Annotated in this window: 11 protein-coding genes; 4 read left to right on the forward strand and 7 right to left on the reverse strand. The window is 68.3% G+C overall.

Translation table 11 applies throughout. The features are described 5' to 3' along the window. Positions 1-8: 8 nt before the first annotated feature. Genes Rhe02_RS48075 through Rhe02_RS48085 form a run of 3 tightly spaced genes read right to left on the reverse strand, consistent with a single transcriptional unit; the run spans position 9 to position 3962 of the window. A complete protein-coding gene (locus Rhe02_RS48075; RefSeq protein ID WP_203915294.1) occupies positions 9-1328 on the reverse strand; it encodes a M16 family metallopeptidase in 1320 nt (439 codons plus the stop codon). Beyond that, positions 1325-2623: a M16 family metallopeptidase gene (locus tag Rhe02_RS48080; protein WP_203915295.1), complete on the reverse strand. Its 1299-nt coding sequence runs from the start codon at positions 2621-2623 to the stop codon at positions 1325-1327. Before Rhe02_RS48080 ends, Rhe02_RS48075 begins: the two co-directional genes overlap by 4 nt. After that, complete coding sequence (locus tag Rhe02_RS48085) at positions 2592-3962, reverse strand: FAD/NAD(P)-binding protein (protein ID WP_203915296.1); 1371 nt, start codon at positions 3960-3962, stop codon at positions 2592-2594. Before Rhe02_RS48085 ends, Rhe02_RS48080 begins: the two co-directional genes overlap by 32 nt. A gap of 108 nt (positions 3963-4070) precedes the next feature. Between Rhe02_RS48085 and Rhe02_RS48090 the strand changes: the two genes are divergently transcribed. Genes Rhe02_RS48090 through Rhe02_RS48100 form a run of 3 tightly spaced genes read left to right on the forward strand, consistent with a single transcriptional unit; the run spans position 4071 to position 6719 of the window. After that, on the forward strand, positions 4071-5108 hold the full coding sequence (locus Rhe02_RS48090) for an ABC transporter substrate-binding protein (RefSeq protein WP_203915297.1): 1038 nt from the start codon (positions 4071-4073) through the stop codon (positions 5106-5108). Beyond that, positions 5105-5884: an ABC transporter ATP-binding protein gene (locus tag Rhe02_RS48095; protein WP_203915298.1), complete on the forward strand. Its 780-nt coding sequence runs from the start codon at positions 5105-5107 to the stop codon at positions 5882-5884. Before Rhe02_RS48090 ends, Rhe02_RS48095 begins: the two co-directional genes overlap by 4 nt. Next, on the forward strand, positions 5874-6719 hold the full coding sequence (locus tag Rhe02_RS48100; RefSeq protein WP_203915299.1) for an ABC transporter permease: 846 nt from the start codon (positions 5874-5876) through the stop codon (positions 6717-6719). Before Rhe02_RS48095 ends, Rhe02_RS48100 begins: the two co-directional genes overlap by 11 nt. Before the next feature lie 28 nt (positions 6720-6747). Here Rhe02_RS48100 and Rhe02_RS48105 read toward each other — a convergent pair whose 3' ends face one another. Next, the gene (locus Rhe02_RS48105; protein ID WP_239124554.1) at positions 6748-7803 is read right to left on the reverse strand and encodes a S8 family serine peptidase; all 1056 of its coding nucleotides are present in this window, start codon (positions 7801-7803) and stop codon (positions 6748-6750) included. 77 nt (positions 7804-7880) lie between these two features. On the opposite strand from Rhe02_RS48105, the gene Rhe02_RS48110 reads away from it, so the two are divergent. Continuing rightward, positions 7881-8351 (forward strand): GNAT family N-acetyltransferase, encoded by a 471-nt coding sequence (locus tag Rhe02_RS48110; RefSeq protein WP_203915301.1) that lies wholly within the window; start codon positions 7881-7883, stop codon positions 8349-8351. Here the strand turns inward: Rhe02_RS48110 and Rhe02_RS50725 are convergent. The 3 genes from Rhe02_RS50725 to Rhe02_RS48120 form a co-directional block, all read right to left on the reverse strand. After that, positions 8348-8482 (reverse strand): hypothetical protein, encoded by a 135-nt coding sequence (locus tag Rhe02_RS50725; RefSeq protein WP_275412704.1) that lies wholly within the window; start codon positions 8480-8482, stop codon positions 8348-8350. The genes Rhe02_RS48110 and Rhe02_RS50725 overlap by 4 nt on opposite strands. Positions 8483-8517: 35 nt before the next feature. After that, entirely contained in the window at positions 8518-11676 is a 3159-nt protein-coding gene (locus tag Rhe02_RS48115; RefSeq protein ID WP_203915302.1) for an ATP-dependent helicase, read from the reverse strand. A gap of 70 nt (positions 11677-11746) precedes the next feature. Beyond that, the coding region (locus tag Rhe02_RS48120) for a RecB family exonuclease (RefSeq protein ID WP_203915303.1) at positions 11747-12896 on the reverse strand (1150 nt) is incomplete at its 5' end.

A 12896-nucleotide genomic window follows, 5' to 3' on the forward strand; every position in this document is an offset into this window, starting at 1 on the left:
CGCCAGCATTACGGAGTTACAGCCACGATGGCGGAGACTTCTTCGCGGATCTTGGCGGCGTCGCCCAGGACGACCAGGAGCGCTTTGGCCGGGGCCAGGTATTGCAGCGCCGCCCGGTGCACGTCCTCGCGCGTGGCCGCTTCCAAACGGATCGCGTGTTCGGCCAGGTAGTTCAGCCTTAGCCCGGAACCGGCGTATGTGCTCGCCAGACCGGCCAGACCAGCCTGGGTGGACATTCCTAATTGGAGAGTCCCCAGGGCGTACTGGCGCGCCTGTTCCAGCTCCGCCTCCCCGGGCGGCAACGCGGCCAAGCGGCCCAGCTCATAAAGCGTCTCGACCAGCGCGGGGCCGGTGACCTCGGTGGCCACCTCCGCCGACACGATGAGCGCCGAACCGGCCACGGAGTGCTCGATCATCGAGTACGGGCCGTAGGTGTAACCCTTGTCCTCACGGATGTTCTCCACCCAGCGCGACGAGAAGTAGCCGCCGAAGATGAGGTTGGCCAGCTGAAGCGCCGCGTGTGAGGGATCCGTGCGCGGCACGGCCGGCAGCGCGATGCGGATGGACGACTGCACCGAGCCCGGCCGGTCGGCCAGCACCAGCGGCCCCGCCACCAGCGGCGGCGAGGGCGGCAGCTCGATCGGTGCGCCGTCGCCGCTCCACGAGCCGAGCCGGTCGGTGGCGATCGCCAGCGCCGCCTCGGGATCGATGTCGCCCACCAGCACCAGAGTGGAACCGTTGGGGTGCAAGCGCTGGGCGTGCAGCAGGCGCAGATGTTCCGGGTCGACCGCGCGCACCTCGTCGGCACCCGGTGTCTGCACCGCGTAGGGGTGGTCGCCGTACATGCGCTTGAGCAGGGCCACCCGAGCCAGGTGCGACGGCTGGCTCAGCGCGACCTGAATCCGGTCGGCGAGCCGATCGCGCTCGGTGACCACCTCGGTGGCCGGATAGGTGGCGTCGTGCAGCACCTCGGCCAGCAGCTCGAGCAACCTGTCCAGGCCGGTGGTCAACGCGTTCCCGCTGATGAGCATGCGGTCGGGATCGAGCGCGGCGGCCAATCCACCCCCGACAGTCTGCAGCTCGGCGGCGATGTCGACCGTCGACTTTTGACTGGTACCGGAGAAAAGTGTCTGAGTCAGAACCGAACTGGCGGCAAGCGGCGCCTGCGCGAACGGGACCCGCAACCGCACCTCGACCAGCGGCACCGACGGGCGCTGGATGGCGATGATGGTCAGCCCGTTGGGCAGCGTCACCTCCGCCTGCAACGGCAGGGTCAACGGCCGGTTGGGCTCGAGATCGGGTAGGGAAATTTCTGCGGTGCTTGTCATTTCTCTCCGCCTCCGGGCACGACTTCGATCGAGGCCCGGCGGTGCGGGCGCATGGTGGCGGCAGCCTCGCGGATCTGATCGGCCGTCACCTCGGCGATCAGGTGCGGCAGGTCGTTGAGGAGCGCCGGGTTGGCTCGCTGCAGCTCGAGCACTGCCATCCGCAACGCCCGGCCGAGCACGGCATCGGTGTCGCGCAACAGATGGGTGGCCATGCGCGCCTGGGTGCGAGCCAGCTCGCCCGCGGCGAGGCCGTCGGTGGCAAGCCGGTCGAGCTCTTCGTCGATGGTGGCGAGCACCTTGTCGGCGCTTCCCTGCGGGGGGAGGTGGGCCTGCAGCAGCATCGCGGTCGGGTCGCGTACCTCGAACGGCTCACCCATGAAGCCCAGGTAGCCGCCGACGCTGGTGACGATCCTGTCCTTGAGTACCATCCGCTCGACCAGCCGGGCGGCGTCGCCATCGGTGAGCACCTCGGCCAGTACCACATAGGGCAGGTAGTCGGAGAAACGAGTGATCGGGTTCGGGACGCGCCAGGCCGCGGCGACAGCCGGCAGGGGCGCCAGGCTGTCCACATAGGACTTCCTGCGCTCCCCGGTCAGGTCGGGCTCGTCGAAGTCGGGCCGCGCCGGTGCGGGTCGCGCCGGGACGTCGCCGAAGTGCTTCTCGACCAGCTGCCGGGCGTAATCGAGCTCGAAGTCGCCCGCCACGCTGACAGTGGCGTTGCCACAGGCGTAATAGCGATCGAAGAACTCGGCCGCGTCGGCGACCGTGGCGGCCTCCAGATCGGTGAAGGAGCCGTAGCCGTCGTGGGCGTTGGGGAAGCTGTCGAACATGACCGGCGGCAGCTTGAGCCACGGGAAACCGCCATAGGGGCGGTTCAGCACGTTGACCCGGATCTCCTCTTTGACCACGTCAATCTGGTTTGCCAGATTCTCCTCGGTCAGCCGGGGACCGCGCATGCGGTCGGCCTCAAGGAAGAGCATGCGCTCCAGCGCGTTGCTGGGAGCGGTCTCGAAGTAGTCGGTGTAGTCCAGATGGGTCGAGCCGTTGAAGGTGCCACCCGCGCCTTGCACATACCTGAAATGCGCCAGCTTCTCGAGATTGGCCGAGCCCTGGAACATCAGGTGCTCAAAGAGGTGGGCGAAACCCGTGCGGCCCTCCGGCTCGGAACGGATGCCCACGTCGTAAACGACCGCCACGCCGATGACCGGTGCGCTGCGATCCGGACTGAGCACCACGCGCAGGCCGTTCGGAAGCGTGAATCGCTCAACCTGGTAGTGGGTACGCGGTATCTGCACGGCACGACCCTAGCGCACCAAAGCCTCCGGCCACTGATCTCCGCGCGGTCAAGTGATCCGCGAGTGCCCGAGCCTGGGCCCTGATCTCGGGGGCTGCGGTGGTTTCCCACAGGTGCCCGCGGCGCGGCGCGCCGAGCGTGTAGATCGCGGGTGGACGCGGGCTGCGCCCGATCAGCGCGCCGTGCTCGTCAACGGCAAGGCCGAGGCCGTGCGGGCCCCGTTGCGCCAGCCCGTCCGCGATCAGCGAGCGCACCAGCGGATCCGCCTCGACCAGGCGACCCGGGCCGGTGCAGTTGACGACGGCCGCGTAGTGCGCGGTCTGGGCTGTATGCAGGGTGGCCCGCAGGCCTCCCCCGGACTCGGCGGCTATTCCGCAGATCTCGGCGGCCCCGATCTCCAGTACCCCCTCGGCGCGCAGGGTGTCGATGGCCGCCGCGATCGGCGGGGCCATCCGATGCCGGTGCACCTCCCAGTGCCGTGCGAGATGACGCAGGAAGCGCCGCTGATCGGCCTCGGGCAGCTCGCGCCAGAGTTCATTCCAATGTGGACGTAGCGCGTCCATCACCGCACGCCAGTCGCCCACCTCGCTGACCTTGGCCCTGATCGCCCGCAGCAGCACCGCCAGCGAGGCCCCCGCGGGCGCCTCAAGCGTGATCTTCTGCGCGGGCGCGTGCCGTTGCGGCAGCAGACCGTGCCGGGAGACCGCGGTGATCCGCCGGTGCCGGCCGGTACGGGAGAGGGTCAGCGCCACATCGACCGCGGTCAACCCCGTCCCTACCAGCAGCGCCGGCCCTTCCGGGAGTTCGTCGAGCGCGCCCGGCGCCCACGGATCGCGTACATAGGCCGCGCTCGCGCGGGCCGCCTCCGAGATCGGGAAGCGCTCGTCGGGCCGGGCGTTGCCCACCGCGAGCACCACCCTGTCCGCGTTGACCACCACGTCATCGGCGAGCAGCACGGCCAGCGTCTGCGACGAGCCCTCGAAGATCCGCACCACCCGGCCGCGATGCACCACCAGCTCGCCCGGCGCGATGCGGTCGGCGTCACGCAGCGCCTCGGTCAGGTAGTCGCCGTACCACCCACGCGCGACGAAGTCGCTGCCCACGACCGAGCCATCGCGATGGCGACACCAGCGGAGAAAGTGATCGGGATCGTCGGGATCGATGCTCATGGCGGAGACCGGCGAGTTCAGCAGATGCCATGGCACGTTTGTGCCATAGGCCAGGCCACGGCCCGGGCGCGCGCCGGGGTCGACGAGCACCACCGACCAGCCGGTGCGCAGCAGCTCACGTGCTGCCAAGACCCCGCTGAACCCCGCGCCGATCACCACTGCCTGGGCCATGATCCCACCCGTCTCATCTCAAGATGTGGACCGATCTCTTGACTCGGCCATGTTACTCACCCATAGTTCCTACCAAGTAAGTAGGAATTCTAGGGATTGGAAGACGCCATGAAAAGAGCCCCTCGCGCACTTGCCGCATTAGTGGCCTTAGCCGCGGCGTCGCTGGGGTTGGCCGGGTGCGGTGGCGACGACGCCCAAGGCGCCGCACCCACCTCCCTCCGCCTCGGCTACTTCCCGAACATCACTCACGCTCCAGCGCTGGTGGGGATCGAAAAGGGGATCATTCAGCAGCAGCTTGGCGACATAAAGCTCGACACCAAGACCTTCAACGCCGGCCCCGCCGCCATCGAGGCGCTCTTCTCGGGCGCGATCGACGCCACATATATCGGGCCGAATCCGGCCATCAATGCTCATGCCCAGTCCAAAGGGGTGGCGATCCGCATCGTCGCCGGCGGCGCGAGCGGAGGCGTGGCCCTCGTGGTCAAGCCGGGCATCAACGGCCCCCAGGACCTCAAGGGCAAGAAGATCGCCACTCCGCAGCTGGGCAACACCCAGGATGTCGCGGTGCGCTACTGGCTCAAGCAGAACGGGCTGAGCACCACCAAAGAGGGCGGCGGCGACGTCAAAATCATCCCGCAGGAAAACGCTCAAACGGTGGAAACCTTTGGCGCCAACCAGATCGACGGCGCCTGGGTGCCCGAGCCGTTCGCCTCCCGCCTCGTCAGCGCCGGGGGCAAGGTGCTCGTGGACGAGCGCGACCTGTGGCCGGACAAGAAGTTCGTCATCACCCACCTCATCGTGCGCACCGAGTTCCTGCAAAAGCACCCCGACGCCGTGCGCAAGCTCGTCGAAGCCCACGTGTCGTCGACCGAGTTCATCAAGACCAAGCCCGATGAGGCGCAGCAGGCCGTCTCGGACCACATCGGCAAGATCTCCGGCAAGCCGCTCGACCTCAAGCTCATCAAGCAGGCTTGGCCGACCCTCGAATTCCTCAACGACCCCATCGCTTCCTCCCTCAAGTCCGGCGCGGATCACGCGATCGAGATCGGTTTGCTGGAGAAGGTGGATCTGAAGGGCATCTACGACCTCACGATCCTCAATGAAGTGCTCAAGGCCAAAGGACAACCGGAGGTAAAGGGCTTATGACATTGACAGCACCGCCCCAGAGCGTGATCGCCAACGCGGTCACGCTTTCGGGCGTTACCAAGGTGTACGGCCGCGGCAGCAACGCCGTGCTGGCGCTCGACGGGCTCACCCTCGACGTCAGGCACGGCGAATTCGTCTGCCTGGTAGGAGCTTCCGGCTGCGGCAAAAGCACCCTGCTCAACCTGATCGCCGGGCTCGACCGCGCAACCGGCGGCGACATCCAGCTGAGCCAGGACCGGGCGCCCACCCTGATGTTCCAGGATCCGGCGCTGTTCCCCTGGCTTTCCGTCGCCTCCAATGTGGAGCTTCCGCTTAAGCTGCGCGGCGTCCCGAAGGAGGAACGCAAGAAGCGGGTGGCCGAGTTGCTCGAGGTGGTCCACCTGAGCGAATTCGCCAAGCGGCAGCCGCACGAGCTCTCCGGCGGGATGCGCCAGCGGGTGGCCCTGGCCCGTACCCTCGGCCAGGACAGCCCTGTCCTGCTCATGGACGAGCCGTTCGGCGCCCTCGATGCGATGACCCGCGACCTGCTTCACGACGAGCTGGAACGGATCTGGACTCAGCGCCAGCTGACCGTGCTGTTCGTGACCCACAACGTACGCGAGGCGGCCCGCCTCGCCGACCGGATCGTGCTGCTGTCCAGCCGCCCCGGCCGGATCATCTACGAGACCCCGGTGGAGATCCCCCGTCCGCGGCGGATCGACTCCACCGAGGTCGCATCGCTAGCGGCCGAGGTCACCGACCGGCTGCGCCAGGAGGTGGGCCGTCATGGCCGTTGACACACTGTCCGGATTGGATGCCCTCGAGCTGGCCGAAAGGCAGAGCGAACCCAGCCGGCTGCTGAGGATCTGGGGCACGATCTGGCCCAAGCTGGCCGCGCTGGCCATCGCGCTGGCGTTCTGGCAACTCGCCTTCGTACTCGAACTGCGCCCGTCCTACACGCTGCCCTCGCCCGCCGAAGCCTTCACCGAGCTGGCCGAACGGGCCCAGCGCGGCGAGCTGTGGAAAGGCATCGCCATCACGGCCCGCCGCGCCGCCATGGGTTACGGCTTCTCGCTGATCCTCGGCGTCGGGCTCGGGCTGGCCGTGGCACGGGTCCGCGTCCTGCGAGTCGCCATCGGCTCGATGATCACCGCATTGCAGACCATGCCGTCGATCGCCTGGTTCCCCTTGGCCATCCTGCTTTTCGGCCTCACCGAACAGGCCATCTTCTTCGTGGTGGTACTGGGCGCGGCACCATCGATCGCCAACGGAGTGATCGCCGGAATCGATTACGTGCCACCGCTTTTCCTGCGCGCCGGACGCAACCTCGGCGCACGCGGGCTCAAGCTCTACTGGTACATCATCGCGCCTGCGGCGCTGCCTTCCTTCGTCTCCGGGCTCAAACAGGGCTGGGCGTTCTCCTGGCGCAGCCTGATGGCGGGCGAACTCATCATCGTCGGCCTCGGCAAGACGTCGCTGGGCGGCCAGCTCACCCTGGCCCGAGAACTCATCGACCCCCCCGGCGTGATCGCGATGATGATCGTGATCCTGCTCTTCGGGCTCGTGGTCGACTACTTCTTCAGCAAAGCCGACCGCCTCATCCGCAACCGCTGGGGCCTAATCGAGCAGTAACTCTGGCGCGTGCGAAGCGACCCGCCAGCTACACAGCTTCGCGGCGTTTGGCGGCGTAGTAGGCCCAGGCGGCTAGGGCCACCATGAAACCGATCAGCGGCAGCACTACCAGCCAGCGACGCCAGTCGCGGCTGTGGACCAGCGGGTCGTTGAACGCCAGCGCCTTGGTGCCGGTCGGCTTTGGCGCGGCGGAGGCGGCGCTCGGCGTCGGGCTCGGCTTGGGTATGCCGGCGTTCAGCGCGGCAAGAAGGTTGACCGAGTTGATGCCTTCGCGGTTGGTCGCCGACTTGCGCAGCGCTTCGGTTATCTGTGCCGCCTTCGCCTCGGGGTAGGCCGCCCACAACACCGCCGCCGCGCCTGAGAGCACGGCCGCCGCCGACGAGGTGTCGGCGATGCGATAACCGCTGGCCCTGTCTGTCGTCATCAGGTCCACGCCGGGAACCGCGAGCCCGGTGGTACGCCCGCTCGCCGCGGCCACGCGCACGATGCCGGATCGGTCAGCCGGCAACGCCGAAAGCACTCCGGGATAGGAAGCCGGCCATGGCGCGGTGTCGGCCGCCACCACCAGGACGCCCTTCTCCACCGCGACCTCGATAGCGAAGTCGAGCCTTTCGCTCGGCGCGACGCCGCGGCCGAGGCAGATGATTTGCGCGCCCCGGTTCATCGCCAGCTCGATGCCAGTAGCCATCCGGTCAGCGTCGCCGTTCTCGAAGGGAACGGGTGCGAAGGCCACCGGCAGAATTTTCGCCCCCGGCGCCACCCCCAACACGCCCTGATCGCGCAAAGTGCCGTGACCATGACCTGCGACAAGCCCGGCCAGCCCGGTGCCTCGGCCATCGATGTCGGCGTTCGCCCCCTCCGGGCCCTGCAACAGCTGACCGGTCAGGTCGGGATGCAGCGGATCCACGCCCGAGTCAACCACGGCAACTACCATGCCCACGCCTGTGGATCGCTTGTGGACCTCGGTGAGCTGCAGCGCAGAGATCTGCCATTGCAGGTTGCGCACCAGATCCGGCTCGGCCGCGGCCTGTGCCGGAGCGGGAACAGCCAACACCGACGCCACCGCAGCGGTCAGCAACACCATCGCTCGCACGCCGGAAGGGTACCCCGTCCCCGCACTTCCGATTCACGCTCGCTCAGCTTTGCCGCTAGCCTTCCGCTATGACTGAGGTTCGAATCAGACGGGCGACCGAGGCCGACATTCCAGGCTTGGTCGAATCGAGTGTCGGCCTGTTCGCCGAGGATGCCGGCACCCGCGACCCGACGCTGAGCCAGCTTTGGCCACGCGAACACGGCCCCGACAGCTTCCGCCAAAGCCTCGACGACCCGGAAAGGCTCGTCCTAGTGGTTGACGATGGTGACAGTGTCGTGGGCCATCTCACCGCAGCGCTGGCCGGGCCGACCGACATCCGCCCGATCCGCGTCGCGACGCTCGGGAGCATGTATGTGTTCCCGGAGCACCGAAGCCTTGGCGTGGGGACCCGGCTGGTGGCGGAATTCCGACAATGGGCCCGCGACGCCGGCGCCGACCGGATCGCGGTGACGGCCTACACCGACAACGACTCGGCCATCAAATTCTATGTACGCCAAGGATTCCGCTCACAGTCGCTGAAGCTGGAGGACAAGGCCTAGGGCTGGTGGACCTCGACGACCACGCCGGCCTGTGCGGGATGCCACGGCGCCAGCACCACGGCGCCCGCCAGAAGCAGGCCGGCCAAAGCGACGGCCAGCACCACGGCGATCTCGCGTGCTGTCGATTCCACGACCACACCATGCCTCGTGACGCGTGGATGCACAGTCAGCTACCCGACGGCGGCAAGTCGGTTATCAGGGCGGTCAGTTCCTCCAACGAGAGGAGGTCGACTGGCCTAACGGTCACATTGTCGCGGACATAGTGGAAGGCGGCGCTCACCGCCGACAGCGGAACCTTGTTCAGCGAGGCCCAGGCCAGCCGATAGGCGGCAAGCTGAATCGCGGCCGCGTGGGCCGTCGCGCCGGTCGGGATGCGGCCGGTCTTCCAGTCGACCACCTCGTACCCGTCGAACGGGCCGGGGAACACCGCGTCCATCCGGCCGCGAATCACCACTCCCCCGATCTCGACAATGAACGGCGTCTCGACCGCTATCGGCGCCCGGTCGGCCCACACGCTGGACTCGAAAGCGGCCTTCAACGCGAGCAGCTCGGAGTCGGGGGCTTCCTCCTCAGCGAAGTGCGGCTCATCGAGGTCGAACAGCGTCGCGGACTGGTAGCGCTCTTCGAGCCAGCGGTGGAAGGCTGTGCCGCGGCGCGAATAGGGATCGGGGGCCGCCGGTAGCGGACGCCGCAGCGCACGCGCCAGCCCGGTCGGATCCTTGCGCAAGGTCACCAGCTGGGAGACCGAAAGATGAGGCGGCAGAACCACTTCGGCCAGAGCAGCCCGGCGTGCGAGCTCATCACGCTCGGCCAGCAGCAGGTCGGCCTCGTGGGTCCACTTTGTCCTGCGCGCGCTGGAGGAGCGAACCTGCTCCGCCGCGGCGGCGATAGGCGCGCGACGCGGCCCGAGCGGATCGAACGGCCAAGCCGCCTCGACAATGGTGGAGGTCGGGTTTTCCGCCGCTGTCAACGGCTCCCAGCGGTCGACCTCGCTGACCTCCCGGATCTCCTCGAGGAACGGCGACGGGCCGCGCGGGCGCTTCACCCCATCGCCCCACCAGTAGCCCGAGGCGAAAAGCCAACTGCGCGGACGGGTCACGGCAACGTAGGTCAGCCGCCTCTCCTCCTGCAAATCGTGCTCGCGCCAGTCTTCCTCGAACTGCTGAACAGCCCTGCCCATCTGCTTTTGGTCTGGCACCGCGGTCACGAGCACGGGAAGCCCGGAACGGTCACCCCGCAACGGAAACGGCAACACCCCGAGGCCCATCAGGTAATGATCCGACCCGATGCTGCGGCCCGGCCAGACGTCCTTGGTCAGCCCCGCGACCGCGACGATGTCCCACTCCAAACCCTTGGCCGCGTGGGCGGTGAGGATCTGCACGGAACCCTCAGAGACGTCGATCTCCCCCGGGGACAGGCCGCGTTCTTCGTTCTCGGCTGCGGCCAGGTAGGCCAGAAAAGCCGACAGCGGAGCGCCATCGGTCTCGACCCCGAACCGCGCCGCCACCTCGGCCAACGTGTCGAGATGCGCCCGCGCCAGGCCGGCGTCGCCGCCGACCGAAGCCGCGCGCACCGCCACCTCCACATCAAGCCCGATGGTGCGCGTGATGTCCGAGATGAGATCACTCAGCGGCTGGTCAAGGCGTTGCCTCAACTCCCTCAGCTCTTTTTGGTACCTGGTGAAGCGCGCATAACCCTCAAGCGAGAAAGCCCCCGCGGGGCCGAGGTCCTCGAGCGCCTCACTCAGGGCAGCGTCATCGAGCCGGTCAGCCATCACCGGTTCCTCCGATGTGGACTGACGGCGAGCGCGGGCGAGGTCACGAGCCCGCCGGTGCAGGGCCACCAGATCGCGCGGGCCGATGCGCCACCGTGCCCCGGTCAGCAGGCGCAACAACGAGGCCCCGTCGGACGGATCGGCCAGCACCCGCAACGTGCACACGACATCGCGCACCTCAGGTGTATCAAGCAAACCGCCCAGGCCCACCACCTCGACCGGCAGCCCGCGCGCCCGCAGCGCCGCCTCGATCGGCGCGATCTGCGACCGCAGCCGCACCAGCACCGCACTCGTCGGGCGCCGGGAAAGCGGAATGTGCGCGGGTGGCTGATCGCCCACCACCCGGGCAAAGGCGCGCCAGGCGCCCGCCACCTGATCGGCGATCCACTCTGCCTCGTCGAGATAGGTCTCCAACAAAGCGGAGCGTGCCACACCGCGGTCGGCGCTGCCCGAGGTCAGCGAGACCACCGACATGTCCCGCAGCGGCGCCGAAATCGAGTTGGCCACGGTGAGGATTTCGCTGCGGTTGCGGAAACTGCGGCTCAGCGACAGCCGTTGGGCCGGATCGCCTTGGACGGAACGAAAATCGCCCGGGAATCGGTCCAAGGTGCCCGCACTGGCGCCGCGCCAGCCGTAGATGGACTGGCACGGGTCGCCGACCGCGGTGACCGGATGCCCCTCGCCGAAAAGGGCTTGCAACAGGACCACCTGCGCGTGGCTGGTGTCTTGGTATTCGTCCAGCAGCACCACCCGGAAACGATCTCTTTCTGCCGCCCCGACCTCTGCATGCTCACGGGCCACCAAGGCCGCGCGCGACATCTGGTCTGAGAAGTCCATTGCCTCCAAGGCGAGCTTGCGCGCTGCGTACCCACGAACAAGAGGAAGGAGTTGCAGACGCGCACGTTGCCTAGCAAGCAGCTTGACCACATCGGCCATCATTTTGCCGGGCTTGGCAGCGACCCGCTCCACGAAGCCTGTCGTCCAGACCGAAAGCCCGTCGGCGCTGACCAAATGCTCGGCCATCTCGCCGGACAACGCGAGCAATGCCGCGGTGACAGTGCTCGGCGCGGCCTCGACCTGGGTCATGTCGCCGTTGTAGTTGCGCACGACCTCATCCGCGAGCTGCCAGCACGACGCTTCCGTCAGCAACCGCGAGCTCGGCTCAAACCCGGCCCGCAGACCATGTTCGGTGACTATGCGCGCGCCGAAGGAGTGGTACGTGGCGATAGTCGGCTCCCCGTCGAGCTCGCCGATGTGCCGTCGCAACTGTCCTAACCGGACCCTCACCCGGTGCGCCAGCTCGCCCGCGGCCTTGCGGGTGAAGGTAAGGCCGAGCACCTGCTCCGGATGCACGTGGCCGTTGGCGACCAGCCAGAGCACCCGCGCGGCCATCGTCTCCGTCTTGCCTGACCCCGCTCCCGCCACCACCAGCAGCGGTGCGATCGGGGCGCTGATGACCGCCGACTGTTCCTCCGTCGGCGGTTGCAGGCCAAGCTTTTCCGCAAGCTCCTCCGGCGTCCACCGCGGGCCGTCCGCGACAAGCTCGCTCATGCCCCAGCCTCCCTGCGGTCGGCTCCGGCATGAACGGATCCCAATCTCACGATGAGCTCGACAAGCTCGCTCATGGCTCGACCACCTGGCGTCCCTTGCCCGAGACCGGGCAGGAGCTCTTCACCGGGCACACCCGGCAACTGTCGTTGGCCTTGGCCACAAAGGTGGAGGCGGCCATGGTGTCGGCGGTGCGGTGCACCATGGCGTGGGCCCACTGCGGGTCGCCCGCCTCACGCAACGCCTCCTGCGCCTGCTCTTTGGCCTCCTTGTGTGTGGTGCCCAGCTGCACCAGGGCCGCGCCGCCGCTGACGTCGCCCTCGGCGAATGCGCCCTCCTCCACCGCCACCTGGTAGGCCCCGAGCTGAGGATGCTCCGGCAGCTCGGAAGCGGTGGCAGTGGTGGTTTTTCCGGTCTTCAGATCGACCACCACGAGGTGGCCGTCGTCATCGACCTCGAGCCGGTCGACCCGTCCGGTCAGCTCGATCGGCGGCCTGCCCTCCAGGCGCACGGTGAACTCACGCTCGATGTCCACGAGGCGGCGCGGGTTTTCGGCCAGCCAGCGGGTGAGCTTGCCGATCATCTGCTCGGCCCGGTCGCGCTCCCGGCCGACCAGCCACCGGGCCGCCAGCTCGATGGCGTCGAAGCGGGCCGTCACGTACTCCAGCAGCACCTCGGGCCGGTCGGTGGCCTGGTCGGCAAGCATGGCGGCGGCGTGAACGAGGTTGCCCACCCCCTGCGCCCCCGATGCGGGCAGCGATCCACCGTGCTTTTCCAGCAGCCATCGCAACCCGCAGCGCAGCGCGCTTTCCATGGTGGACGGGGTGACCCGCACCGGGTCTTGCTCATCGACATCGCGCAATGGCCGGTCGTCGGACAGCTCGGGCAACCCCCACCACTGATCGGGATGGGCGCCCGCTACCCCTGCCTGCGCCAGCCGCGCCAGCTCCGCGGCCGCGTCCGGGTCGCCTTCCACGGCCGCCACCCGAAGCTCGGCCACCAACCCGGCCAAGCTGAGCGGCCGAGACGGCCTCACCAGCTCAAGCTCTGGCGGCTCACCCAGCTCAGGCGGCTCCGCCCGCCGCTGCCCCGGCACAGCTCCTCCCGCGCCACCGGTCACCACGGCGTGCCCCGGCGCACGTTGCGCCACCGCCTCATCCACCACCTCAGAATCCGCCGCGCCACCACCGCCCGCACCACCGCTCGGGCCGGTGCCGCTCGGG

This window comes from Rhizocola hellebori (assembly GCF_016862955.1).
Lineage (GTDB): Bacteria > Actinomycetota > Actinomycetes > Mycobacteriales > Micromonosporaceae > Rhizocola > Rhizocola hellebori.

Bases quoted from the DNA above. Each gene is read 5' to 3' on its own strand.
- Rhe02_RS48075 (WP_203915294.1), bottom strand. From the start codon at position 1,328: ATGACAAGCACCGCAGAAATTTCCCTACCCGATCTCGAGCCCAACCGG.
- Rhe02_RS48085 (WP_203915296.1), bottom strand. From the start codon at position 3,962: ATGGCCCAGGCAGTGGTGATCGGCGCGGGGTTCAGCGGGGTCTTGGCA.
- Rhe02_RS48090 (WP_203915297.1), top strand. From the start codon at position 4,071: ATGAAAAGAGCCCCTCGCGCACTTGCCGCATTAGTGGCCTTAGCCGCG.
- Rhe02_RS48095 (WP_203915298.1), top strand. From the start codon at position 5,105: ATGACATTGACAGCACCGCCCCAGAGCGTGATCGCCAACGCGGTCACG.
- Rhe02_RS48100 (WP_203915299.1), top strand. From the start codon at position 5,874: ATGGCCGTTGACACACTGTCCGGATTGGATGCCCTCGAGCTGGCCGAA.
- Rhe02_RS48105 (WP_239124554.1), bottom strand. From the start codon at position 7,803: ATGGTGTTGCTGACCGCTGCGGTGGCGTCGGTGTTGGCTGTTCCCGCT.
- Rhe02_RS48110 (WP_203915301.1), top strand. From the start codon at position 7,881: ATGACTGAGGTTCGAATCAGACGGGCGACCGAGGCCGACATTCCAGGC.
- Rhe02_RS48115 (WP_203915302.1), bottom strand. From the start codon at position 11,676: ATGAGCGAGCTTGTCGCGGACGGCCCGCGGTGGACGCCGGAGGAGCTT.